Annotated in this window: 18 protein-coding genes; 13 read left to right on the forward strand and 5 right to left on the reverse strand. The window is 71.3% G+C overall.

Annotated elements, in window-relative coordinates:
• Positions 1–293, reverse strand: a 293-nt coding sequence (locus tag AB0E62_RS33500) for an aldehyde dehydrogenase family protein (protein WP_362202540.1), incomplete at its 3' end; no start/stop codon positions are given.
• A gap of 437 nt (positions 294–730) precedes the next feature.
• Here AB0E62_RS33500 and AB0E62_RS33505 point away from each other — a divergent pair.
• The gene (locus AB0E62_RS33505) at positions 731–2,161 is read left to right on the forward strand and encodes an aldehyde dehydrogenase (protein ID WP_362202543.1); all 1,431 of its coding nucleotides are present in this window, start codon (positions 731–733) and stop codon (positions 2,159–2,161) included.
• Between the two features lie 469 nt (positions 2,162–2,630).
• The gene (locus AB0E62_RS33510; RefSeq protein ID WP_362202546.1) at positions 2,631–3,566 is read left to right on the forward strand and encodes an alpha/beta hydrolase; all 936 of its coding nucleotides are present in this window, start codon (positions 2,631–2,633) and stop codon (positions 3,564–3,566) included.
• A gap of 608 nt (positions 3,567–4,174) precedes the next feature.
• On the opposite strand, the gene AB0E62_RS33515 is transcribed toward AB0E62_RS33510, so the two are convergent.
• On the reverse strand, positions 4,175–4,909 hold the full coding sequence (locus AB0E62_RS33515; protein WP_362202549.1) for a GntR family transcriptional regulator: 735 nt from the start codon (positions 4,907–4,909) through the stop codon (positions 4,175–4,177).
• A 125-nt stretch (positions 4,910–5,034) separates the two neighbouring features.
• Here AB0E62_RS33515 and AB0E62_RS33520 point away from each other — a divergent pair, with 125 nt between their 5' ends.
• The 4 genes from AB0E62_RS33520 to AB0E62_RS33535 all read left to right on the forward strand — a co-directional run bounded on the left by AB0E62_RS33520 (position 5,035) and on the right by AB0E62_RS33535 (position 9,967).
• On the forward strand, positions 5,035–5,514 hold the full coding sequence (locus AB0E62_RS33520) for a MaoC family dehydratase (RefSeq protein ID WP_362202552.1): 480 nt from the start codon (positions 5,035–5,037) through the stop codon (positions 5,512–5,514).
• A gap of 28 nt (positions 5,515–5,542) precedes the next feature.
• A complete protein-coding gene (locus tag AB0E62_RS33525; RefSeq protein WP_362202555.1) occupies positions 5,543–7,489 on the forward strand; it encodes an AMP-binding protein in 1,947 nt (648 codons plus the stop codon).
• Positions 7,489–8,652: an acyl-CoA dehydrogenase family protein gene (locus tag AB0E62_RS33530; RefSeq protein WP_359052342.1), complete on the forward strand. Its 1,164-nt coding sequence runs from the start codon at positions 7,489–7,491 to the stop codon at positions 8,650–8,652. Before AB0E62_RS33525 ends, AB0E62_RS33530 begins: the two co-directional genes overlap by 1 nt.
• Before the next feature lie 190 nt (positions 8,653–8,842).
• On the forward strand, positions 8,843–9,967 hold the full coding sequence (locus tag AB0E62_RS33535) for a CaiB/BaiF CoA-transferase family protein (RefSeq protein WP_362202558.1): 1,125 nt from the start codon (positions 8,843–8,845) through the stop codon (positions 9,965–9,967).
• 63 nt (positions 9,968–10,030) lie between these two features.
• Here the strand turns inward: AB0E62_RS33535 and AB0E62_RS33540 are convergent, their stop codons facing one another.
• A complete protein-coding gene (locus tag AB0E62_RS33540; protein WP_362202561.1) occupies positions 10,031–11,206 on the reverse strand; it encodes a CaiB/BaiF CoA-transferase family protein in 1,176 nt (391 codons plus the stop codon).
• A gap of 187 nt (positions 11,207–11,393) precedes the next feature.
• Between AB0E62_RS33540 and AB0E62_RS33545 the strand changes: the two genes are divergently transcribed.
• The 4 genes from AB0E62_RS33545 to AB0E62_RS33560 are packed head-to-tail and all read left to right on the forward strand — an operon-like array spanning position 11,394 to position 16,075.
• Positions 11,394–13,142 (forward strand): CoA-transferase, encoded by a 1,749-nt coding sequence (locus AB0E62_RS33545; protein ID WP_362202564.1) that lies wholly within the window; start codon positions 11,394–11,396, stop codon positions 13,140–13,142.
• Positions 13,126–14,304, forward strand: a complete 1,179-nt coding sequence (locus AB0E62_RS33550) for an acyl-CoA dehydrogenase family protein (protein ID WP_362202567.1) — start codon at positions 13,126–13,128, stop codon at positions 14,302–14,304. Before AB0E62_RS33545 ends, AB0E62_RS33550 begins: the two co-directional genes overlap by 17 nt.
• A 28-nt stretch (positions 14,305–14,332) precedes the next feature.
• Positions 14,333–15,124 carry an enoyl-CoA hydratase/isomerase family protein gene (locus tag AB0E62_RS33555; protein WP_362202570.1) on the forward strand — a complete coding sequence of 264 codons (792 nt, stop codon included), beginning with the start codon at positions 14,333–14,335 and terminating at the stop codon, positions 15,122–15,124.
• A gap of 57 nt (positions 15,125–15,181) precedes the next feature.
• The gene (locus AB0E62_RS33560; RefSeq protein WP_362202573.1) at positions 15,182–16,075 is read left to right on the forward strand and encodes a CoA ester lyase; all 894 of its coding nucleotides are present in this window, start codon (positions 15,182–15,184) and stop codon (positions 16,073–16,075) included.
• Positions 16,076–16,173: 98 nt separating this feature from the next.
• Here the strand turns inward: AB0E62_RS33560 and AB0E62_RS33565 are convergent, their stop codons facing one another.
• On the reverse strand, positions 16,174–17,469 hold the full coding sequence (locus tag AB0E62_RS33565) for an MFS transporter (protein WP_362202576.1): 1,296 nt from the start codon (positions 17,467–17,469) through the stop codon (positions 16,174–16,176).
• A 278-nt stretch (positions 17,470–17,747) separates the two neighbouring features.
• Here AB0E62_RS33565 and AB0E62_RS33570 point away from each other — a divergent pair, with 278 nt between their 5' ends.
• Genes AB0E62_RS33570 through AB0E62_RS33580 form a run of 3 tightly spaced genes read left to right on the forward strand, consistent with a single transcriptional unit; the run spans position 17,748 to position 22,209 of the window.
• Complete coding sequence (locus AB0E62_RS33570; RefSeq protein WP_362202579.1) at positions 17,748–19,262, forward strand: aldehyde dehydrogenase family protein; 1,515 nt, start codon at positions 17,748–17,750, stop codon at positions 19,260–19,262.
• Positions 19,255–20,760 carry an aldehyde dehydrogenase family protein gene (locus AB0E62_RS33575; RefSeq protein WP_362202581.1) on the forward strand — a complete coding sequence of 502 codons (1,506 nt, stop codon included), beginning with the start codon at positions 19,255–19,257 and terminating at the stop codon, positions 20,758–20,760. The genes AB0E62_RS33570 and AB0E62_RS33575 overlap by 8 nt, the downstream gene beginning before the upstream one ends.
• Before the next feature lie 21 nt (positions 20,761–20,781).
• A complete protein-coding gene (locus tag AB0E62_RS33580; RefSeq protein WP_362202584.1) occupies positions 20,782–22,209 on the forward strand; it encodes an MmgE/PrpD family protein in 1,428 nt (475 codons plus the stop codon).
• A gap of 29 nt (positions 22,210–22,238) precedes the next feature.
• On the opposite strand, the gene AB0E62_RS33585 is transcribed toward AB0E62_RS33580, so the two are convergent.
• On the reverse strand, positions 22,239–23,228 hold the full coding sequence (locus tag AB0E62_RS33585; protein ID WP_362202587.1) for an AraC family transcriptional regulator: 990 nt from the start codon (positions 23,226–23,228) through the stop codon (positions 22,239–22,241).
• Positions 23,229–23,378: the final 150 nt, after the last annotated feature.

Here is a 23,378-nt window from a genome sequence, read left to right on the forward strand (position 1 = left end):
AGTTCCTCCGCGTACTGCTCCAGCAGCTGCGAGACGCGCCACAGCACCACACCGCGCTGCGCACCGGACAGCCGCGTCCAACGGCCGTCCTCGAAGGCGCGCCGGGCGGCCAGCACCGCGGCGTCGACGTCGGCGGCCTCGCTGGTGGGAACGTGCGCGACGATCTCACCGGTACCGGGGTCCTCCACGGGAAAGACCGCACCGGACAGCGACGGTACCCAGCGTCCGTCGATCAGCATGCGCTCCGGCTCGGTGAGCGGGCCGGTCCTCGGCGCCACATCGTCCTGTGCCATGGCCATCTCCTTCTGGGGGAGAGCAGGTGTCAGAATCCCGACCGTCTATATCATATATAGCTGCGAATGACCGGACTGGTGCGACCTGAGCCGACCGCCGGTGTTGAGGCCGATGGCGGCTTGGCCGTGCGGGTGGAACGAACACGCACATCACGAGTCCCAATCGCTCACGTCCATGAACCACATATTTCATAAGAAGTATTCGAGGGGGTTCTCGTTCCTGAGCTGAGCGCGTAGGGTCAGCCGGGGCAGGGCGGCACCAGGCCGCGTACGGGGCCCGCGCCTCGTACCGCGTGGAGCGGACCTCTCGGATCCACACCGTCACCGAGGGGATCTGCGGGACACCGCCCGTCGGCCGGCACACATCAGACGTCGCCCCCTCACCGCCACGACCCCCGTCACGCTGACACCTGGGGGGCGCCGGACAAGGAGTTCAGGTGCTCAACGAACACGACGCGCACTTCATCGGCGGTCGCTGGCAGAAGGCCCGGTCCGCCCATCGGCTGCCGGTCGTCGACCCGGCCACCGAGGAGACCTTCGCCTCGATCGCCGACGGAGACGCGGCGGACGTGCACGCCGCGGTGTCCGCCGCGACGGACGCCGCGGGCGAGTGGGCGAACACCGCACCGTCGGTGCGGGCGGAGAGCCTGCGCCGTCTCGCCGACGCCTTCGAGGCGCGGATCGACGAGATCTCCGCGACGGTCACGCGGCAGAACGGCACCCCGATCAGCATCGCCAAGGCGATGCAGAGCCAAGTGCCCAAGAACTACCGCTACTTCGCCTCGCTCGCCGATTCGCTCGTGACCGAGCGGCAGATGCGGACGGCGTCCGGCGACGCGCTGGTCCGTCATGAGCCGGTCGGCGTCGTCGGCGCCATCATCCCGTGGAACGGCCCGCAGCCGCTCCTGGCCTGGAAACTCGGTCCCGCGCTGGCGGCCGGTTGCACGGCCGTCGTCAAGCCCGCCCAGGAGACTTCCCTGGACGCGTATCTGTTCGCCGAGCTCCTGGCGGACGCCGGCATCCCGGACGGTGTCGTCAACATCGTCACCGGCGGCCGGGAGACGGGCGCCGCCCTGGTCGACCACCCGCTGGTCCGCAAGATCGCGTTCACCGGTTCCACGGCCGCCGGGCAGGCGATCGCCGCGGCCTGCGCGCGCGACTTCAAGAGGGTGACCCTCGAACTCGGCGGCAAGTCGGCGGGAATCCTGCTCGACGACGTCGATCTCGACGCTTTCAGGCCGTTCGTGTACTCCGCGTGCGCGCCGAACACCGGGCAGACCTGCCGTGCGCTCACCCGCGTCCTCGCACCGCGGTCCCGCTACGGCGAGGTCGTGGACATGCTGGGGGAGACCCTCGCCGCGATCCCGCTGGGGGACCCGACCGACCCGGCCACTCTGTTCGGGCCGCTGGTCTCGCAGCGGCAGCGGGAGCGGGTGGAGTCGTACATCGAGCTGGGGCGGAAGGAAGGCGCGGGGCTCGTCCTCGGCGGCGGCCGGCCCGCCGGCCTCGACCGGGGCTACTACGTCGAGCCGACTCTCTTCCGGGACGTCGACAACAGCATGCGGATCGCCCGTGAGGAGATCTTCGGCCCGGTCGTCGTCGTCATCCCGTACGCCACCGAGGACGAGGCGATCGCCATCGCCAACGACTCGGAGTTCGGCCTCGGTGGCGGGGTGTTCTCACCCGACCGCGAACGCGCCACGGCCGTGGCCCGGCGTATCGTCACCGGCACGGTCGGCGTCAACACCGCCTCGTTCCCGATGGAGGCCCCGTTCGGCGGAGTCAAGAAGAGCGGCATCGGCCGGGAACTCGGACCGACGGCCCTGGACGCCTACCTCGAAACCAAGACGATCTTCAGGGGTGTCTGACCGCGTGGGCGCCCCGAGGGTGGGTGCGACGGGCCCGGTATGACGGCGGGCGGGGCAACCCGCCCGCCGTCATACCGGGCCGACCGGCGCCGGACCCCTCCACGGACGGGGCCGTTCGGCACCGGAAGCAGCCCGTCGCGCGCCGCGCACCGTGCGTCGTCATCGGTGACGTGAGCGCTGGGTCCTTCGTCAGCCGCTTGCAGGGCGCTGATCTCTTCTCCGCCGCCGTCGCGCGGGTCAGGGGGGCCGGTGCTGTCCCAGGACAGGTCCGACGGGGGCTGGGAATGGCCCATTGTGGGTGTCGGTCACACGTGTGAGTCTCGATGTCGTGGCCGACGGACGTGCCGGACGTCCGGGTAGGCGGACAACCGATTCGTGCAACACACCCCTCCCGCCTCCGGCGCGCCCTCCTGAGGCTCGGCGGCGAGGGGAACCGGGAGCGTGTCGCTCCCAGAGGAGATGACGGCAAATGGCCACTGAACATGTCAAGTCCGTGCGCATCAAGGCGTGGGCCTGGGACATCGCGGCAGACATCTACTTCCCGCAGGACTTCGACGAGAAGCAGAAGTACGCGACGGTGATCAGCGCACACCCGACCGGCAGCTGCAAGGAGCAGACGTCGGGCAACGTGTACGCGACGGCGCTGGCCGCGGAAGGATTCGTGGCGGTGGCGTTCGACGCCAGCTTCCAGGGGGACAGCGGCGGCGAACCGCGGCTCGTGGAGGACCCGGCGTTCCGCGTGGGCGACTTCAGCTTCGTGATCGACTACCTGGTCACGCAGCCGTGGGTGGACGAGAACCGTATCGGTGTGCTCGGTATCTGCGGTGGCGGCGGCTACGCGGTCAGCGCCACGATGGCGGACCGGCGGATCAAGGCACTCGGCACGGTCGTGGCGGCCAACGTCGGCCGGATGATGCGCGAGGGCTTCGTCGGCTACGACCCGCTGGCCGCCCTGGAGGCGATCGCGGCCCAGCGCACGGCCGAGGCCCGAGGGGAGGACGGTGTGATCAACGATCTGCTGCCGTCGTCGCCGGAGGCCGCCGAGCAGGCCGGTGTGAAGGAGATCGACGTGTGCGAGGCGGTGGAGTACTACAAGACCGACCGCGGCAGCGCGCCGCACGGTGCCACCAGCTTCCTGTTCTCGCGGCAGGCCGCACTGGTGAACTGGGACGCCTTCGACCGGGCCGAGGTGCTGCTGACCCAGCCGATGTGTGTCGTCGTGGGTGACCGTCCGGGCGCCTTCGGCTCCTACCGGGCCGGCTTCGAGATCTACGGCCGCGCGGCCTCGAAGGACAAGGAACTGGTCGTCGTCGAAGGTGCGTCGCACTACGACCTCTACGACCGGGAGAAGCCGGTGGGCGAGGCGTTGGAGCACCTGATCCCCTTCTACAGGAAGCACCTCTGAACACACGGGCCCGTGGTGGGCGTCATGCCGCGGCGGAACCTGCCCACCACGTCGTGCCCGGTGCCGCCGCAGCACACTGAAGATGCCCCGTCCCGGCCAGGGGCGGGGCATCTTCGGCAGATGATGCCCACGACCGGGATGCTGGAGACCGCGGGGCGTGCCCGGCCGGTTCCGCACGGGGCGTCCACGCCCGAGGCCGCGCGCACGAAGTTCACGATCGACGCCGTGGACGATGATGCCGGAACCGCCCGGCCTGGAGCCGGCGTTCCCGATCGTCCTGCCCGTGAGGATCGGCCTGCGCGGCGAGGGGAGCCGGTTCGACGGGCCGGGCGATGCCGACAGAGGCGGGGGCCTGCGGGCAGGTACCGGGTGCCCGCCGGGCCGTCCGGGCACGGCAGCAGACCGTCCGTGGTGGGTGTGACACGTTCGGGTCGCCCGCCGGGCCGGCCCGGGCACCGCCGGGCCGGTTTGTGCGTCCGCTGCCGCGCCGCCCCGCGCACTGTCGCCAGGCGAATCAACCACCGCCGTCCGGCAGCTCACCGCCGTCCGGCAGCTCCCCGCCGACTCCTTCGCGGCCGGGCCGGTCGCGCACCCGGGCCGATGGTCCTTCAGCGCGCCGCCCCGCCGGGGTCCCCGTCCGGCTCCTCCTGGAGGTCCCGCCACAGCCCCCGCCCCTCGAGCACCTCGATGAGCCGGTCGGCGCCCGCCAGGATGTGCTCGCGCATCAGCTCACCCGCGCGGTGTGCCTCGTGCCGGCGCAGGGCCTCGACCAGCTCGGGGTGTTCCGTGCGGGTGGCGGCGACCTGCCCCTCGATCGCCGCGTAGAAGCGGTCGGGCAGATGCCGGACGACCGAACGGAGCAGCAGCGAGAGACGGCGTGCGTCCGCCGCGAGGTTGATCTCGCGGTGGAAGCGGTGACCGAGAGCGGTGATGTGCTGGGGTTCGCCGGTGGTGACGGCTGTCTGGAACTCCTCCAGCATGGCCTCCAGCCGGCCGATCCGCTCGGGCGTGATCCGCTGCGCCGCGCGGGCGGCGAGCTGCCCCGACAACTGGGCCTGCGCCCAGAACAGGTCGCGCACGTCCTGCCGGGTGAACGGCGCGACCATGAAGCCCCGGCGCGGGACGAGCCGGACCAGGCCCTCGGACCGCAGGACGAACAGCCCTTCGCGGGCGGGTGTGCTGCTGACGCCGGTGGCCTCGGCGACGCGTTCGACGCGCAGGAACGCGCCCGGGCGGACCTCGCCCGAGAGGATCAGCTCGCGCACATGACTGGCCACTTCCATGGGCAGCGGCTGCCGGCCACCGGCCCGTTCCCGCCTGCCCCAGGCGTCGTAGGTCGCCATGAATCCGTCCGCCCTTCCGGGGCGACCGCCGAGCGCCCCCTGCGAGCTGCACCGATCACCCTTGCTTGAGCATAATATATTTTGTATGTTCCCCTGGCTTGGTACCTACAACGAGAGGACCTCCCATGGCCGGCCTTTACTTCGAGGAGTTCGAACCGGGTGCCGTCATCGAGCACGCCACGCGGCGCACGGTGACCGAGACCGACAACGTCCTCTTCAGCACGCTCACCCTGAACCTGGCGCCGCTGCACCTGGACGCCGAGTACAGCAAGAACAGCATCCACGGCCAGCGCCTGGTGAACAGCCTGTTCATCCTGGGCCTGGTCTCCGGAATCACCGTGCCGGAGACGACCCAGGGCACGACGCTGGGCAACCTCGGCTTCCAGGAGATCAAGTTTCCCAAGCCGGTCTTCCACGGGGACACCATCCGCGTGCGCACCGAGATCGTCGACAAGCGCGAGTCAAAGAGCCGCAACGACTCGGGGATCGTCACCTTCCGGCACCTCGGCATCAACCAGCGTGACGAGATCGTCTGCGACGCGACCCGGGTGGGCCTGATGCTCAAGCGTTCCGCCGCCGAGCAGGCGGGCGCGGCGTCCTCCTGAGGGCGCGGGCCGGAAAAGAGGAACGTTCATGCGAGACACCAGTCCGTTCGCCGCGCCGCGCGATCCCGCGTGGGTGCCCGGCGAGGCCGAGCGCGAGCGCAGCCGACTGCTCACGGCGATGCGCCGGTGGGGATACGGCACGCTGGAGGAACTGCACCGGGCGTCCGTCGAGGACCCCGAGTGGTTCTGGCGTGCCGCGGTGGAGGACCTGGGCATCGACTTCACGCGGCCGTTCGAGAAGGTCCTCGACGACTCCGGTGGCAAGCCGTTCCCGCGGTGGTTCACCGGCGGGGTCTTCAACGCGGCCGAGGTGTGCTCTCACCGCCACGCCACGGGGCCCCTCGCCGACAGGACCGCCGTGGTCTACGAGGGTGACGGAGGGCAGCGCCGTACGCTGACCTTCGCCCAGCTCGACTCGGCGGTACGGCGCTTCGCCGCCCACCTCACGGGTCTCGGGGTCCGCCGCGGGGACCGGGTCGTGCTGTTCCTGCCCGTCGTCCCGGAGGCCACCGTCGCCTTCCTGGCCTGCGCCATGATCGGCGCCGTCTCGGTCCCGGCGTTCACCGGGTACGGGGCCGAGGCGCTGGCCACGCGGCTGCGGGACTCCGAGGCGGTGCTCCTGGTCACCGCCGACGGGACCACCCGCCGTGGCAAACGCGTGCCGCTGAAGCAGACCGCCGACGAGGCGCTCTCCACCGCGCCCACGGTCCGGCACGTCGTGGTCGTCCGCCATCTCGCCGATGGCGTCGGCATGCGTGCGGGCCGGGACGTCTACTGGGACGAACTGGAGCCGAACCCGGCGCCGGTCGAGACGGTCGCCACCGGTCCCGACGACCCGCTGACCATCGTCTACACCTCCGGCACCACGGGCGCCCCCAAGGGCATCGTGCACTCCCACGCGGGACTGGCGGTGAAGGCGGCCTCGGACTTCGGCTACGGGTTCGACGTGCGCGACGACGACGTCATCGCCTGGATCAGCGACATGGGCTGGCTGGTGGGCCCCTTGCTCATCATGGGCGGTCTCCAGCTGGGTGCCACCGTCGTGTTCACCGAGGGCGTGCCCAACCATCCCACCCCGCGGCGGCTGTGGGAGATCGTGGAGCGCAACGGGGTCACCGTGCAGGGGGTGGCGCCCACCGCGATCCGCGCCGTGATGGCGGCCGGCGGCACGCCGTGCGGCGACCTCGGCGCCCTGCGCGCGTTCGTCTCCACCGGCGAGGCCTGGGACGAGCCCACCTGGCACTGGCTGTTCGAAACGGTGGGCGAGCGGCGGCGGCCGATCATCAACTACAGCGGCGGCACTGAGGTGGGCGGCGGTCTGCTCAACAGTTACCCGTTCCTGCCCATGGCACCGGCCTCGTTCAACGGGCCGCTGCCCGGCATCGACCTCGCCGTCCTGGACGAGCACGGAAAGCCCGCCGTCGGTGAGATCGGCGAGCTGGCCGTGCTCAACACCTTCCCCGGCATGACACACGCCTTTTGGCAGGACCGCGAGCGCTACCTGGAGACCTACTGGGACCGCTGGGACGGCGTCTGGGTGCACGGCGACCTCGCGGGCCGGGACGCGGACGGCACCTGGCGCATCCACGGCCGGTCCGACGACACCATCAAGGTCTCCGGCCGCCGGGTCGGCCCCGCCGAGATCGAGGCGTCCCTGCTGAAGGACACCAGGATCGTCGAGGCCGCCGTCATCGGAGTCCCCGACCCCCGGCGCGGACAGCGCGTCGTGGCCTTCGCCGTGACCGGCGGCTCCGGCACCGACGAGGACGACCTCACGGCGACCGCGGTGCGCAACGTCGGCCGTTCCTTCGCCCCGACGCTGCACGTGGTGGCGACGCTGCCGAAGACCAAGAACGGCAAGATCATGCGCCGCGCCATACGTGCCCGCTATCTCGGCGCCCCGACGGGCGACCTCTCGTCGCTCGACCCCCAGACCCCCCTGGACGACATCCCCGTCCTCGAAGGAGAGAACTGATGGCCACGACCGAACTCAGCGACCTCGAACTCATCCGGAAGTCGGTGCGTGAACTGGCCCGCCGCTTCGGCCTGGAGTACTGGCGCGAGAAGGACAAGAAGCACGAGTACCCCTGGGAATTCGTCAAGGCCTTCGCCGACGGCGGGTGGCTCGGCGCGATGATCCCCGAGGAGTACGGCGGCCTCGGTCTCGGCCTGGCCGAGTCGGCCATCATGATGACGGAGATCGCGCAGTCCGGCGCCGGTATGAGCGGCGGCTCGGCCATCCACTTCTACGTCTTCCCGCCGGCCCCCATCCTGCGCTACGGCTCCGAGGAGATGAAGCGCGAGTACCTGCCCAAGCTCGCCCGGGGCGAGATCCTCATGGCGTTCGGCGTCACCGAGCCGACGGCGGGTGTGGACACCTCCCGCATCCGCACCCGGGCCGAGAAGGTCGACGGCGGCTGGGTGGTCAACGGCCAGAAGGTGTGGATCACCAACGCGCAGAACGCGCACAAGATCCTCCTCCTGGCGCGCACCTCGCCGCGTGACGAGAGCAAGCCGCTGGACGGCATGACGCTCTTCTTCACCGACCTGAACCGCGAACGGATCACCGTGCGCGAGATCGACAAGCTCGGCCGCGCCGCGATCGACTCGAACGAACTGTTCATCGACAACCTCGAGGTCCGTGACGACGAGGTGGTCGGCGAGGTCGGCCAGGGCTTCCGCTACCTGATCGACGGCCTCAACCCCGAGCGCATCGTGGTGGGCATGGAGGGCATCGGCCTGGGCCGGGCCGCGCTGGAGCTGGCGAGCAAGTACGCCAACGAGCGGGTCGTCTTCAACCGTCCCATCGGCAAGAACCAGGCCGTCGCCCACCCGCTGGCCGACTCCTGGATCCGGCTGGAGGCGGCCGAGCTGGTCTGCATGAACGCGGCCCGCCTCTTCGACGCCGAGCAGAACTGCGGCAAGGAGGCGGCGGCCGCGAAGTTCCTGGGCGCCGAGGCCGGCTTCCAGGCCTGCGACCGCGCGATGCAGACCCACGGCGGCTTCGCGTACGCCAAGGAGTACCACGTCGAGCGGCTGTGGCGGGAGGCGCGGCTGCTGCCCAACGCGCCGTTCTCGCAGGAGATGGTGCTCAACTACATCTCCACCAAGGCCCTCGGCCTCCCCAGGGCCTACTGACCGGGCGGCACCGCACGGTGCCTCCGGTGGCCTTCCCAGGAGGACGACACTCCGGCGCGGACGGGGGAGCACCCCCGTCCGCGTCCGCTCGAGAACACGAGGACGACATGCGTGAGACGATGATCCGCCCACCGGGCGACGGCCCTGCCGGGGCCGCAGGACAGAGCGGCGTGCCCGCGGGCGGCCCGGTATGAACGGCCCGCTGAACGGCGTGCGCGTGGTGACGCTCGCCGGCATGGGGCCGGTCCCCTTCACGGGGATGCTTCTGGCCGACATGGGCGCTCATGTGGTGCGGGTGACCCGCCCGGTCCACCGGCCGGGCCGGCAGCTGAGCCAGACCGACGGTATGCGGCCCGAGCACGACCTGGCCAACCGGGGCGTGGACACCGTCGTGGTCGACCTCAAGGACCCGGACGGGGTGGAGTCGGTGCTCCGGCTCGCCGAGGCCGCGGACGTCTTCGTCGAGGGCTACCGTCCGGGCGTGGCCGAACGCCTCGGGCTCGGGCCCGAGACGGTCCTCGAACGCAACCCCGCCGTCGTCTACGCCCGGCTGACCGGCTACGGCCAGACCGGACCGCTGGCCCGGACGGCCGGCCACGACATCAACTACGTGGCGCAGTCGGGCGCGCTGCACGCCATGGCCCGCCGCGGCGAGGCGCCCAGGCCGCCCGTCAACCTGCTCGGCGACTACGCCGGCGGCGGCACGATGGCCGCCTACGGCATCGTGTGCGCCGTGCTGGAGGCCCGTACCTCGGGGCGCGGCCAGATCGTGGACGCGGCGATGATCGACGGCGTGGCCCTGCTGACGGCGAAGCTGCAAGGGCTGCGGGCCGCCGGCCTGTACGACGACGAGCCCGGCACCAACTACCTCGATTCCGGCGCCCCCTTCTACGACACCTACCGGTGCGCGGACGGCCGCTACCTCGCGGTGGGCGCGCTGGAGCCGGACTTCTACCGTGAGTTCGTCTCGCGCCTCGGCGTGGACGTCACGGGCTGGCCGGGCCAGGACGACCGCGGTGCCTGGCCGGAGCTGCGGGAACTCATCGCCTCGGCGATCGCGACGAGGACACGGGCGGAGTGGGAGGAGATCTACGCCGGCACCGACGCGTGTGTGACGCCGGTGCTCTCCTTCGACGAGGCGGCCGACGATCCGCACAACCGCGGGCGCCGGATGTTCCAGCGGGTCGGCGACGTCCTGCACCCGTCGCCGGCGCCGCGCCTCAGCCGCACACCCGCACGGCTGCCCGCCGCCCCGAGCCCCGAGCCCGTGGAACTGCGGCAGCTGATCCGATACTGGAAACCGGGCCGCGACTGACGCCTGATGAGGGGAGGGGGTACGGACGGTGTCCGTACCCCCTCCCCTCATCAGGCGTCAGTGTCAGTCGCCCGCGAACAGGACCCCGGCGGCGAGCAGCTCCTCGACACGGGTGCCGTCGTACACCTCGCCGGCGATCTCGCGGGTGTGCTGGCCGATGCGCGGGGCGACGCCCTCGCGGCCGGGGCGGATCCCGGCGAACCGCCAGGGCGGGCGCAGCAGCGAGACACCGTTGTTCTCCGGCTCGAACAGCTCCAGCCACTGTGTCTGCGGATGGCCCATCACCCCCGACATCGTCAGGACGGGGGCGAAGGGGACGTCGGCGTCGGTGAGCCGCTTCTCCCACTCGGCCGCGGGCCGGGTGAGGAACTCGGCCTCGACGACCTCCACGAGAGCGAAGTAGTTGCGCTCACGCTCCGGGTAGGTGGCGAAGCGCGGGTCTTCGCCGAGGTCGTGGCGGCCCATCGCCTCCAGCAGGCAGTGCCAGAACTTCTCGGAGGACGACAGGTGGATGGCGATGTCCTCACCCGAGGCGGTCTTCAGGCAGAAGTTCTGTGCCTGCGGGTGCCGGCTCTCCCGGCTGGGGTCCTGGCCGCCGTCCTCGAAGTACTGGCTGACGGCGTCCGCGGTCAGGGTGCTGACGGCCTCCATGACGGAGGTCTCCACGTGCTGGCCGGCACCGGTGGCGTTGCGGCCGACGAGGGCGGCGAGGATGCCGGTGGCGGTGGAGACGCCGGTGATCAGGTCGGCGAGGATGGTCCCGGACAGCTGAGGAGCGCCGGCGTCGCCCAGCAGGGAGTACAGGCCCCCGAAGGACTGGCCGATGGTGTCGTAGGCGGGGCGCCGGGCGAGCGGGCCGCCGTTGCCGAAGCCGGTGACCGAGGCGTACACCAGGTCGGGCCGTTGCGCGCGGCATTCCTCGGGCCCCAGCCCCATGGCGGCGAGCTTGCCGGCCCGCAGATTCTCCAGGACCACGTCGAAGCGCGGCACGAGCGCCTTGACCAGCGCCACACCCTCGGGGTTCTTGAGGTCCACCGCGAGGCTGCGCTTGCCCGCGTTGTACTGGATGAAGTAGGGGCTGCGGTCGTTCTTGTGGCGCCGGAAGTCCTCGCCGGTGCCGGGCTTCTCGACCTTCACCACCTCCGCGCCCAGGGCGCACAGGAGCGAACTGGCGTAGGGCGCTGAGATGTAGCCCCCGAGTTCCAGAATACGGATGCCGTCGAGCGGCTTGTGCTGCATCGGTGACCTCGTTCCGTCGGCGGCTTAGCCAACTAGGAGCATGGAAAATATACGATCGGGGAAAAGTCAAGGGTTGCGTGGACGCGCCGGGCCCTGTCTCACCTCGTGAGCTGCGTCTCGTTGATCGCGACCTTGTGAGAATATATTTTATGTGAAACGTAGGCCGCTGGTAAGTAGGGAGCGCTGGATGACCGAACCCGTCGACTTCTGCCGACTGGACGAGGCGATCGCCCGGTACGTCCGCTCGGGGGACGCCGTCCACGTGATGATGGGCCACAGCCGATGGAGCGCCCTGGTACGCGAACTCGCCCGCCAGCACTGGGGGAAGCCCTCTCGTCTCACCCTGATCATGGCCAGTCTGTCCTCGCTCGGGGCGGTACTCTTCCGCGCGGGCTGCCTGGAGAAGGTCGTCACCGTCTACTCGGGTGACTCCTTCCCCGTCTTCACGCCCAACCCCGTCTTCCAGGAGGCGTACGGCTCGGGTGCGGTGGAGGTCGAGAACTGGTCCTTCCTCACCTACATCCAGCGGCTGCGGGCCGCCGCCACCGGTGTGCCCGCCGTCGTGACCGGCTCGGTGCGCGACTCCTCGATGGCCGGTAACGACGCCTACCAGGAGGTCGACACCGCCTTCGGCCGGGTCGGGCTCGTCGCGCCGCTGGTGCCGGACGTCACCCTGGTGCACGCCGCCGTCGCCGACCGGCAGGGCAACCTGGCGATCGCGCCGCCCATGTTCGAGGGAGTGGTCGGCGCGCTCGCCTCGCGGCGCGGCGTCATCGCCACGGTGGAGAAGGTCGTCGACGACCTGCGGCCCTGGTCGACCCTGGTGCGCATCCCCGCCCACCGGGTGCGGGCCGTCGTCGAGGCCCCCTTCGGCGCCCACCCCGGAGGCGTCTACGCCGGACCGGAAGGCACCCGGCTGCCCGTGCGGGGCTATCTGGAAGACATCCCCTTCTGGATCTCCGTCCGGGAGGCGACCAGGGGAGCGGACTTCGACGCGTGGGTGCGCGAATGGGTCCTGGAGCCCGCCGACCACGAGACCTACCTGGCCAAACTCGGCCCCGAACGGCTAGCGGACCTGGTCCGCGGGGCCGAGCACCCCCCGGCGGCGCCCCCCGCCGTGCGGCGCGACGACGCGCCGACCGGCGCCGAGAAGGCCGCCGTATGGCTGGCCGATCTCCTCGCCCGCCGAGTGGCCGAGATGCCCGCCGACACCGTGCTCGCGGGAGCGGGGCTGGCCAATCTCGCCGCCTGGGTCGGCGTCGGCCGCGCCAGGGAGGCCGGCCACGAGGTGGCCCTCGCCGCCGAGCTGGGCCTGTGGGACTACACCCCCACCCCCGGTGACCCGTTCATCTTCAGCTTCCACAACTTCCCGTCCTCGTCCATGCTGCTCGACACCGAGCAGGTGCTGGGCAATCTCGTCAACGGCGCGCGGTTCCGGTCGATCGCCTGCGTGGGCGCGGCCCAGATCGACCGCCGGGGCGACATCAACACCACCCGGATCGAGGGCGGCCCCTACCTGGTCGGCTCCGGTGGCGGCAACGACGTCATCACCGGCGCCGACGAGGTCCTGGTCGTCGGCGCGATGGGCCGGCGGCGCTTCGTCGAGAAATGCGGCTACGTCACCAGCCCCGGCCGGCGCGTACGCGCGGTCGTCACCGATCTCGGCGTGCTGACCATGCGGGACGGGGAGCTCGTCCTCACCCATGTCGCACCCGGGCCGGAGCCGCTGGCCGACCGGGTGGCGCGGGTGCGGGAGCGGTGCGGATGGGACCTGGCCGTGAGCCCGCACCTGAGGGAGCTGCGCGAGGTCTCCACGGCCGACGTCGAGGAACTGCGCTCCTACGACCCGGAGGGCCACTTCCTCGGCCGCGGCCGCACCCCTGTCCCGACCCCAGGCTCCATCACAGAGAGGAAGGCCGATGTCCACACCCGTTGAAGAGACGGTCAGTGCCGAGGACTTCGCACAGATCCACGCCCAGGTACGCCGGTTCATCCGTGAAGAGGTCGTACCCCGGGAGCGGGAGATCGCCGACGCCGACGCCATCCCCGACGACCTGCGGCAGAAGGCGGCGGCCATGGGCCTGTTCGGCTACGCGCTGCCCCAGGAGTACGGCGGCCTCGGCCTCGTCATCACCCAGGACGTCGAGCTGGCCTTCGAGTTCGGCTACACCGCACTGGCGTTCCGTTCCCTGTTCGGCACCAACAACGGCATCGCCGGTCAGGTCATCGCCGGTTTCGGCACCGATGCCCAGAAGAAGCGGTGGCTGGAGCCGATGGCGGAGGGCGCGTGCCTGGCGTCCTTCGCCCTCACCGAGCCCGAGGCGGGCTCCGACCCCTCCGGGATGCGCACCACCGCCACCTGGTCGGAGCGCGGCTGGAGCCTCAGCGGTCAGAAGCGGTTCATCACCAACGCCCCCCTCGCGGACCTCTTCGTCACCTTCGCGCGCGTACGCGACCACGAGGCCGAAGGCAAGATCGCGGTGTTCCTGGTGCCCGCCGGCACCCAGGGCCTGACCGTCGGTCCCAAGGACCGCAAGATGGGCCAGGAGGGCGCCACCACCGCCGACGTCTACTTCGACGACGTACGCGTCGGGCACGATGCGCTGATCAGCGGCGAGGTGGAGACGGGCTTCCGGGCCGCCATGACCGTGCTGGCCCGCGGCCGGGTGCACATCTCCGCCCTGGCGACGGGCCTGGCCGAGCGCGCGCTGGACGAGTCGGTGCGCTACTCCGCGCAGAACCGGCAGGGCGGCGTGCCCACCGGCGACCGCCAGCTCGTGCAGGCCATGCTCGCCGAGCAGCAGTCGCTGGTGATGGCCGGCAAGGCGCTCGCCCGTGACGCCGCCCGGCACTACCTCGACGGCTCCGACCGCCGTATCGCGCCCTCCGCGGCGAAGCTGTTCTGCACCGAGGCGGCCGGCCGCGCCGCCGACCTCGCCGTCCAGGTGCACGGCGGCAGCGGCTATATGCGCGAGGTCGCGGTGGAACGCGTCTACCGGGACGCGCGCCTGCTGCGCCTGTACGAAGGCACCAGCGAGATCCAGAAGCTGATCATCGGGCGCGAACTCATGCGCCGCGAGCGGGCCCGTGGCGCATGACGGGCCGTGAGACGAACGAAGGGACGACATGAGCCGCTATGAGCGCTTCGCCCATCTGCGGGTGGACGGACCGGACGAGGGCGGAGTGATCGAACTCGTCCTCGACGCACCCAAGCTGAACGCGGTGAGCGAGGAAGCCCACGCCGACCTGGCCGAGATCTGGCGCGAGTTCGACGCCGATCCCGCGGTCAAGGCCGTACTGCTGCGCGGGGAGGGCAAGGGCTTCTCCGCGGGCGGGTCCTTCGACCTGGTGGAGAAGCTCACCAACGACTACGACACCCGTACCCGCACCATGCGCGAGGCGCGGGACCTGGTCTACAACGTCATCGACTGCACCAAGCCCATCGTCTCGGCGATGCACGGGCCCGCGGTCGGTGCCGGACTGGTGGCCGGTGTGCTCGCGGACGTGTCCGTGGTGAGCCGGACCGCGAAGATCATCGACGGTCACACCCGTCTCGGTGTCGCCGCCGGTGACCACGCGGCGGTGTGCTGGCCGCTGCTGTGCGGCATGGCGAAGGCCAAGTACTACCTGATGACCTGCCGCCCGCTGACCGGCGAGGAGGCGGAGCGGATCGGCCTCGTGTCGCTGTGCGTGGAGGAGGACGACCTGCTCAGCACCGCGCGTGAGATCGCGCGGGAGCTGGCGTCGGGCGCCCCGAACGCGATCCGCTGGACCAAGCAGTCGCTGAACAACTGGTACCGGCAGGTCGCCGGCGCCATCTTCGACGCCTCGCTCGCCCTGGAGTTCTACGGCTTCGGCGGGCCGGAGGTGCGCGAGGGGCTCGCCTCGCACCGCGAGCGCCGCAAGCCGAACTTCTGAGGGCGCCGCCCTTCCCTTCCCGCCCGACCTTTCCCCCATCCACAAGGAGACCTGTCCATGAAGCCGTACCGCTCCATGTTGTTCGTGCCGGGCCACAAGCCCACCTGGGCCGCGAAGGCGATCGCGGCGGGCGCCGACGCCGTCATCCTCGACCTGGAGGACTCCGTACCGGCGGCCGACAAGGCCGACGCCAGGAAGACGGTCCGCGAGACCATCGGGCGGCTGCGGGCCGAGAACGTCCGCGCCGACATCTGGGTGCGCCCGAACAGCGTCGACAGCGGTCTGTTCGGCGCCGATGTGGAGGAGGTCCTCACGGAGGGCCTGAGCGGCCTGTTCCTGCCCAAGGTGTTCAACGCCCAGGAGATCGTCCGCATCGACGCGATCGTGTCGCACATCGAGGAGCGCGACGGTCTGGAGACGGGGTCGACAGGCCTCATCGTCAGCTTCGAGACCGCGACGTCGATGGCGCACTGCGAGGAGATCGCCGCGGCGAGCCCCAGGGTCTCCAGCCTGCTCGGCGCGACCGGCCCCAACGCCGACGTCGGGCGCGAGCTCGGCTTCGAGTTCACGCCTGAGGGCCTGGAGACCCTGTACCTGCGCAGCCGGATCATCCTGGCCGCCCGCGCCGCCGGACTGCATCACCCGGTCAGCGGGGTGTGGCAGGACATCGCCGACCTCGACGGCTTCCGGCACTTCGCCGAGGACAACCGCCGGCTCGGCTACCGGGGCATCGTCCTCATCCACCCCTCGCACGTGGCGATCGCCAACGAGGTGTTCACGCCCTCCCCGGAGACCGTGGACCACTACCGCCGTATGATCGCCGCCTTCCGCGAGGCCGAGGCGAACGGCAGCGCGGCGGTCGACTTCGAGGGCCAGCACATCGACCTCGCACACGCCAGAACGGCGCAGGGCGTGCTCGACCTGGCCGACGCCATCGCACAGGGCCGGTGACGACAGGGCCGACCGAAACGGTGGGGCCGGCCGAAACGGTGGGGCCGCCACGGAACGTCCGTGGCGGCCCCACCGCCGTGCCGTCGGTGAGCGCCGGGTCAGACGGCGCCGGCCTCCTCGGCGACCGCCTCCGTCGCCGCCCCGCCCATCGCCGTGTGCCGGGTCTCCCGCAGCGCGAGCGTGCAGCCCAGGCTGACCAGGCACAGCACCACGAGGAACGCGCCGAAGGCGAGGCCGCCGTAGGACGCCACGATCGGGGCCGCGATCAGCGGGGGAACCGCGCCGCCGAGCACACCGGCGACGTTGTAGGCGAAGCCCGTCGCGGTGTACCGGTACCGCGTGTGGAACAGCTCCGGCATGAAGGCGCCCACCGGGCCGTAGGCGAAGCCGCTGACGAACGTGGTGACACATGACGCGAGTGCGAAGGCCGGGGTGCCGGCCGAGTCGAGGAGCGGGAACAGCACCAGCGCCCACACCACCGCGAGCGCATTGCCGATGACGATCACGCGGCGCCTGCCGATCCGGTCGGAGACCGCCGCGCCCAGCACGATCGCCAGGCCGAAGACAGCCCCCGCGAGGAGACCGATCGAGAGCACGGTGGTCTGGGACAGGTGCAGTTCGGTGGTGCCGAAGTGGATCAGGTAACCGACCGCCAGGTAGTAGAAGGCGAAGACCATCAGCAGCACGCCGGAGGCGAAGGTGATCTCCCGGGGCTGGCTCCGCAGCGCCTCGAAGAACGGCACGGCGGCCTGCCCGCGCTGGTCGACCTCCTTCTTGAACACCGAGGTCTCCTCGATCCTCAGCCGGACGAACAGACCCACCAGGACGAGCAGGAAGCTGGTCAGGAACGGTATCCGCCACCCGTAGGAGACGAAGTCCGCTTCGCTCATGGTCGCACCGATGAGCAGGAACGTGGCGTTGGCGAGGACCAGGCCGATCGACCCGCCCAGGGCGCCGAACATGGACCAGAACCCGCGCCGTGCCCTCGGCGCGTTCTCCGCCGCCATGAGCGTCGCGCCGGTCCATTCGCCGCCGACGGCCAGGCCCTGCAGGACGCGCAGGACGACCACGGCGATCGGGGCCGCCGCCCCGATCCGGTCCGCCGTCGGCATCAGGCCGACGGCGAACGTGGCCAGTCCCATGATGAGGAGCGTCGAGACCAGAGTCGTCCTGCGGCCGACGCGGTCACCGAAGTGCCCGAAGAGGACTGAACCGAGCGGGCGGGCCACGAAGGCGACCCCGAGGGTCGCGAACGAGGCGACGGTGCCGCCGGCGGAGCCGAGGGCCGGGAAGAACACCTTCGGGAAGACCAGCGCCGCCGCGGTCGCGAAGATGAAGAAGTCGTAGTACTCGATGACCGTGCCGGTACCGCTCGCGAGCGCGATACGGCGCATGGTACGAGGGGGCACGGGGCTGTCCGAGGCCGTCATGGGGCACCTCTTCTGAGCGGGGAGGTAAAGGGGACGTGGCGAGAATCATGTATCAAATGCAATATGTCGAGACCCTGGACTGAGGTAACGGCAACTGTCGGGCGTCGCGACCGTCGGGCGGGAGAGAAAAGATGCTGGTGACATGGAGCGAGCAAAGAAATATGATCCATCATGTATGGACGAGCCGTTGAACCTCCGTCCGGTTCCCGCTCGGGCTCTCTGTCACCGGAAGGCTCTCTGACATGCATGTATCACCGCTGGTGGACCCCGTGGGCATACCGCTGTCCGCCGCGTTCGCCCCTCCGGCCGAGGAGCGCTGGCTGGACGTGGCCGACGTGACGACGGGGCAGGTCCTGCTCCGCGTCGCCGACTGCGGGGAAAAGGATGTCGACGTCGCGGTCGCCGCTGCCGCCGAGGCCGCGGACCGCTGGCGGAGGCTGCCGTCCTTCGCGCGCACCGAGGCCATGCTGCGCTGGGCGGACGCGCTCGGCGCGCACCGCGGGCGGCTCGCCGAACTCGTCGCCCGCGAGACCGGCGCGCTGCGCTCGGAAGCCGCCGCGGACGTCGACCGGGCCATGGCCTGCGTCCGTCACTATGCCGGGCTCGTCGGCACGGTCGACGGCCGCACCCTGAACGGCATCCCGGGCCACCGCGGTCACACCGTGCGCGAACCCTACGGCGTCGTCGCGGGCCTCGCCCCCTGGACCTCGGCACTGTTCCTGTTCGCCCGGCAGGCCGCGCCGGCCCTGGCCTGCGGCAATGGTTACGTCCTGCGGGCCGACCCCACCGCCCCGCTGGGCCCGGTGCTCATGGCCCATCTGGCGCAGACCGCGGGCGTCGACGCCGTGACGGCCCTCACCGGACGGGACACGACCCGCGGCCATCTCGCCGGCCACCCGGCCGTCGGCATGATCGCCTTCGCCGGCACGGCCGAGGAGGGCCGGGAGGTCATCCGGGCGTCGGCCGAGCCCGTCGCCCCGCTCACCGTGCACCTGGCGACACGCAACAGCGCGTTCGTCCTGGCCGACGCCGACCTCGCCGCCGCCGTCCCGTGCGTGCTGCACTCACGCTTCTCCCACGCGGGCCAGAACCTCTTCGGCGCCTCCCACGTGTACGTCCACGCCTCCCTCTACGACGCGTTCGTCGAGGCCGCCGTGGCCCTGGTCCGGCGGATCAGGATGGCCGGCCCGCTCGACGCGGACGCGCAGCTCGGTCCGCTGATCTCGGCGCGGGCCCGCGACCGGGTCGAGGCGGCGGTGGCGGCCGGCGTCGCCGACGGCGCGCGGATCCGGGCCGGCGGCCGACGGGCACCGGGGCCGGACGCCGGGGCGTACTTCGAACCCACCGTGGTCACCGACGCCTCGCCGTCGAACCCGCTGCGGGCCGGGCAGGTGACCGGCCCGGTCCTGACCGTCTCGGCCTTCGAGGACGCGGCGAGGGCCGCGCGGGAGGCCGACACCACCCGGCCCGGCGGCATCGCCCAGATCTGGGGCCGCTCCGCGCCCGCCGTGCACGACCTGGCCGGACGGCTGGAGGCGGGCACCGTGTGGGTCAACACGCATGACGCCCTCGATCCCGAGATCCCCCTGACCCCCTGGCAGCGCGGCGGGTACGGCGCGTCCGGGGGCCTGGAGGCCCTCGACGAGCACACCCGTACCAAGGCGGTCGTATGGGACTTGACGCCCCTGGCCGAGCGCGCCGCGGCGCTCAAGAAGACCGTCGCCCGCTCCTCCTCCGGAAGGCCCGACCATGGCTGAGCAGCTGATCCGTGCCGAGGCGGTCGGCGCCGGCACCTACACCGGCGAGGGCCGTTGGCTGCCGCTGGAGAACCCCGCGACCGGCGAGACGTACGCGGAGGTGCGCGAGGCCGACGAGGCGCTCGTCGACGCGGTCGTCACCGACGCGGCCACCGTGTACCGGCGCGAGTGGCGCGGCGTCGAGCCGCTGGAGCGGGCCCGCCTGATGCACCGCTGGGCCGACGTCCTGCTGGAGCACCAGGAGGAACTGGCCCGCATCGAGTCCACCGACGTGGGACACCTGCACCGGGAGTCCGCCGCCGACGTGGCGAGCGCCGCACGGTGGCTGCGGTACTTCGCCGGACTCGCCGACAAGATCGAGGGCCGCAGCGTCCTCGGGCCCGACCGGCTCGCGCAGGTCACACGCGAGCCGTACGGGGTCGTGGCCGGTGTCAACAGCTTCAACGGCAACCTGCTCATGTTCGGGATGAAGGCGGCCCCCGCCCTCGCCACCGGCAACTGCTTCGTGCTCAAGGCGCCCGAACTCGGCCCCCTGTCGTCGTTCCGCATGGCGGAGCTGGCGGTGCGGGCCGGCCTCCCGCGCGGTGTCGTGAGCGTTGTCTCGGGCCGCGGCGAGGTCACCGGCCCCGCCCTCGTGCGCCATCCCGACGTGGGCATGGTCGTCTTCACCGGCGGTCTGCGGGGCGCCCGCAGCGTCATCCGGTCCGCGGCGGACAGCGCCAAGCCACTGTGCATGGAACTCGGCGGGAAGAACGCCGTGATCCTGCTCGACGACGTCGACCTGGACCGGGTCGTCCCCCACCTGCTGCACTCCAACTTCGTCAAGTGCGGCCAGAGTTGCGCCGCCGGATCGCGGATCTTCGTCCCGCGCCGCCGCGCCGACGAACTGGCCGGTCTCATGGCCGTCGCCACCCGGCGCATCAGGCCCGGCGACCCGTTCTCGCCGTCCTCCGACATGGGCGCCCTCGTCAGCGCGCGGCAGGTGGCCCGCGTGGAGGACCTGGTCCGGCGTGCCGTCGACACCGGGGCGACCCTGCTCGCGGGAGGCAGACGCGCCGACGTCGACGACGCCCACGCGGGCGGCCACTTCTTCGAGCCGACCGTCCTCGCCGGCCTGGACGACGCCAACATCGCGGCGCGCGAGGAGATCTTCGGCCCGGTCGTCGGGGTTCTCACCTACGACGACCTCGACGAGGTGCTCGCCCGTGCCAACGGCCTCAGTGTCGGACTGACCGCCCAGATCTGGGGCGGCGACCTGGCCGCCGTCCACCACCTGACCCGCGGTCTGGAGGCGGGAACCGTGTGGGTCAACACCTACCGGACCGTCCACCCGAGCGCACCGTACGGCGGCTACAAGCAGAGCGGATACGGGCGGGAGAACGGCGCGGAGGTCATCGGGACCTACACCCGCGCCCGCACCACCGTCTGGCACCACGGCACGGCGCCGCTGCCGTACACGGACACCGCACCACAGGCCTTCCGAGCCGCTCTCGCATGATCGAGAAAGAGGACTGAATCCATGACCCAGACCCTGGTCGAGCAACTCGCGGCCTTCACCACCGACGCCGACTACGACCGGCTGCCGCCCGATGTCGTCAAGGAGAGCAAGCGCATCGTGCTGGACTCGATCGGCTGCGCCCTCGGCGCGATCGACGAGCCGAAGGGCCGCATCGGCATCGAGTACGGCCGGATGACGGGCGGAACGGGCGGCGACGCGACCATCATCGGCACGGGGGACCGGGTCTCGGTCTTCGGCGCCGCCTTCGCCAACGGCGAACTGATCAACACCCTCGACGCGGACGCGGTGCTGCCTCCGGGACACGTCACCCCGTACGTGCTGCCGGGCGCCCTCGCGGTCGGCGAGAGCACCGGCGCGTCCGGCAAGGACCTCATCACGGCCGTCGCCGTCGCGCACGAGATGTCGTACCGCATCGGCAAGGCCATGGACTACCTGCGCGACTTCAAGGACGGCAAGGTCACCCCGCCGCCGGTCTACGGCTACAGCAGCACGGTCTTCGGCGCCACGGCGGCCGTCGGCCGGCTGAAGGGCCACGGGGCGGGCGTCCTCGCGCACGCCCTCGGCATCGCGGGAAGCATCGCCCCGGTCAACTCCTTCCGCTCCTGGAGCGAGCACGCTCCCACCTCCACCATCAAGTACCTGCTCGCCGGCGCGCTGACCCAGGCGGCGCTGACCGCCGCGCACATGGGCGAGCTGGGGCACCGGGGCGACCTGCGCGTGCTGGACGACCGGGAGTACGGCTTCCCCCGTTTCATCGGGACCCGCCGCTGGGAGCCGGACGTCATCACCGACGGCCTCGGCAGCGACTGGCGGTTCCCCGCAGAGCAGGCGTTCAAGCCGTATCCGCACTGCCGCATCCTGCACGCACTGCTCGACTCGCTGACCGAGATCGTGTCGGAGCACGACATCAAGCCGGCCGAGATCGACGGGATCAAGGCCTGGGTCGAGGGCTTCGTGATGCAGCCGTTGTGGGTCAACCGCACCATCGAGCATCCGCACGACGCCCAGTTCAGCATCGCCCACGGCCTCGCCGTCGGGGCGCACCGGGTGCCGCCGACCAAGGCATGGCAGGACCCCGAGCTGGTCTTCGGGGAATCCGTGACGGGCCTCATGGACAAGGTGGACTACGCGGTGCACCCGGACTACGTGAAGCTGCTCGCCGGCAACGCGGCCAGCCGGCCCGCGAAGATCGAGGTCACGGCGCGCGGTACGACGTTCGTGGGGGAGCGGCGCTACCCGAAGGGCAGCAAGTCGCCGGAGGCGGGCACCGCGATGACCGACGACGAACTGGTGGCCAAGTTCCGCGGGCACGCCCAGGGCGTCCTCGCGGAGGCGGACATCGAGCGGGTGGCGGACGCCGTGCTGCATCTGGAGAGGGTCGACGACATCCGCGGAGTGATGGGCCTCCTGCGGCGCACCGACGGCTGACCCCTCCGCCGGACCAGCGGCACCCGTCCTCAGGGGCGGGTGCCGCGGACCGTTTCCGAGGGCAGTACGCCGAACCGCTCCCGGTACTGCCGGGCGAAGCGGCTGGGATGGTAGAAACCCCAGCGCGCGGCGATCTCCGTCACCGAACCGCCCGTGCCGCAGGACAGCTCCGCGTGCGCGCGGTCCAGCCGGACGTTGCGCAGGTACACGCCGGGTGACACACCCGCGACCTCCCGGAATCCGAGCTGGAGGGCCCGCGCGCTGACACCGGCCAGGGCCGCGAGGTCCGCCGTGCTCGTCGCCGCCGCCGGGTGCTCGTCGATGAAGTCCATGACCTCGCGGACCTTCGACCCGCGCGTGGGCCGGGGGCTGCCGTGCAGGACGGGGCTGAGCTGGTGCGGCACCGCCATGAGCAACTGGGTCATCAAGGCCGCCTCCAGTTCCCGGCAGGCGGCGGGCATGACGGCGATGCCTCCGGGCCTGGCCAGTTCCGTGAACAGGAAGCCGGCGGTCGCGACGAGGGCCTGTCCCGTTCCGCCGGAGAGGTCGAAGACCAGGTCGAACCGGACCTCCTCCGGGGAACGCAGCCCGGCCAGCTTCGCGGCGTGGCCCTCCAGCAGTTCCCGGGGGAACCGCAGGACGTACTGCCGTGCGTCCGGACTCCAGCGCACCCGCAGCGGGGCGTCCGGGACGAACGCCGTCCCGGTGCGGCCGGCCGCCGACTCGCCCCGCGTCCCGTTCTGCTCGGCAGCGCTTCCTCCGCTCAGCGGCAGGTTCACGTGGTAGCACAACCGCATCGGCGGCACCGTGAGCTTCGCGTCGGCGCCGTAGCTCAACCGTCCCACCGTGACGTGCGGAGCCGCGGCGATGTCGAGGCGGAAGTCCAGCCGGTGGCCGGGTGCCAGCCGCATCTCGTGCCGCGCGAAGTTCCTGCTGCCCTGCTCGCGTGCCTCGGCGAGGTCCCGGGTGCTGATGTGCAGGGCGCGCCCGGGCGCGGTCCGTTGGTGGGTCTCGGGCACCTGTGCCTCCTCGCACCTGTCCGCCGACTGCCTGAGTGCGGTGTGACCCGCTTGTAAATATTAAATATCCAGAGGGTTGGGTGCGGAAGACCCGCACGGCACGTGACTGCTTCGCAATGCGGCTGTTCCCGGTCGGCCAACGGATAGTGA

Origin of the sequence: Streptomyces sp. NPDC038707 (genome assembly GCF_040636485.1) — a bacterium.
Lineage (GTDB): Bacteria > Actinomycetota > Actinomycetes > Streptomycetales > Streptomycetaceae > Streptomyces.

What these genes read in the sequence shown, in the direction of transcription:
- AB0E62_RS33535 (WP_362202558.1), top strand. Translation starts at nt 8,843, where the DNA reads ATGAACGGCCCGCTGAACGGCGTGCGCGTGGTGACGCTCGCCGGCATG.
- AB0E62_RS33520 (WP_362202552.1), top strand. Translation starts at nt 5,035, where the DNA reads ATGGCCGGCCTTTACTTCGAGGAGTTCGAACCGGGTGCCGTCATCGAG.
- AB0E62_RS33550 (WP_362202567.1), top strand. Translation starts at nt 13,126, where the DNA reads ATGTCCACACCCGTTGAAGAGACGGTCAGTGCCGAGGACTTCGCACAG.
- AB0E62_RS33575 (WP_362202581.1), top strand. Translation starts at nt 19,255, where the DNA reads ATGGCTGAGCAGCTGATCCGTGCCGAGGCGGTCGGCGCCGGCACCTAC.
- AB0E62_RS33540 (WP_362202561.1), bottom strand. Translation starts at nt 11,206, where the DNA reads ATGCAGCACAAGCCGCTCGACGGCATCCGTATTCTGGAACTCGGGGGC.
- AB0E62_RS33510 (WP_362202546.1), top strand. Translation starts at nt 2,631, where the DNA reads ATGGCCACTGAACATGTCAAGTCCGTGCGCATCAAGGCGTGGGCCTGG.
- AB0E62_RS33580 (WP_362202584.1), top strand. Translation starts at nt 20,782, where the DNA reads ATGACCCAGACCCTGGTCGAGCAACTCGCGGCCTTCACCACCGACGCC.
- AB0E62_RS33570 (WP_362202579.1), top strand. Translation starts at nt 17,748, where the DNA reads ATGCATGTATCACCGCTGGTGGACCCCGTGGGCATACCGCTGTCCGCC.
- AB0E62_RS33515 (WP_362202549.1), bottom strand. Translation starts at nt 4,909, where the DNA reads ATGGCGACCTACGACGCCTGGGGCAGGCGGGAACGGGCCGGTGGCCGG.
- AB0E62_RS33530 (WP_359052342.1), top strand. Translation starts at nt 7,489, where the DNA reads ATGGCCACGACCGAACTCAGCGACCTCGAACTCATCCGGAAGTCGGTG.
- AB0E62_RS33560 (WP_362202573.1), top strand. Translation starts at nt 15,182, where the DNA reads ATGAAGCCGTACCGCTCCATGTTGTTCGTGCCGGGCCACAAGCCCACC.
- AB0E62_RS33525 (WP_362202555.1), top strand. Translation starts at nt 5,543, where the DNA reads ATGCGAGACACCAGTCCGTTCGCCGCGCCGCGCGATCCCGCGTGGGTG.
- AB0E62_RS33565 (WP_362202576.1), bottom strand. Translation starts at nt 17,469, where the DNA reads ATGCGCCGTATCGCGCTCGCGAGCGGTACCGGCACGGTCATCGAGTAC.
- AB0E62_RS33545 (WP_362202564.1), top strand. Translation starts at nt 11,394, where the DNA reads ATGACCGAACCCGTCGACTTCTGCCGACTGGACGAGGCGATCGCCCGG.
- AB0E62_RS33555 (WP_362202570.1), top strand. Translation starts at nt 14,333, where the DNA reads ATGAGCCGCTATGAGCGCTTCGCCCATCTGCGGGTGGACGGACCGGAC.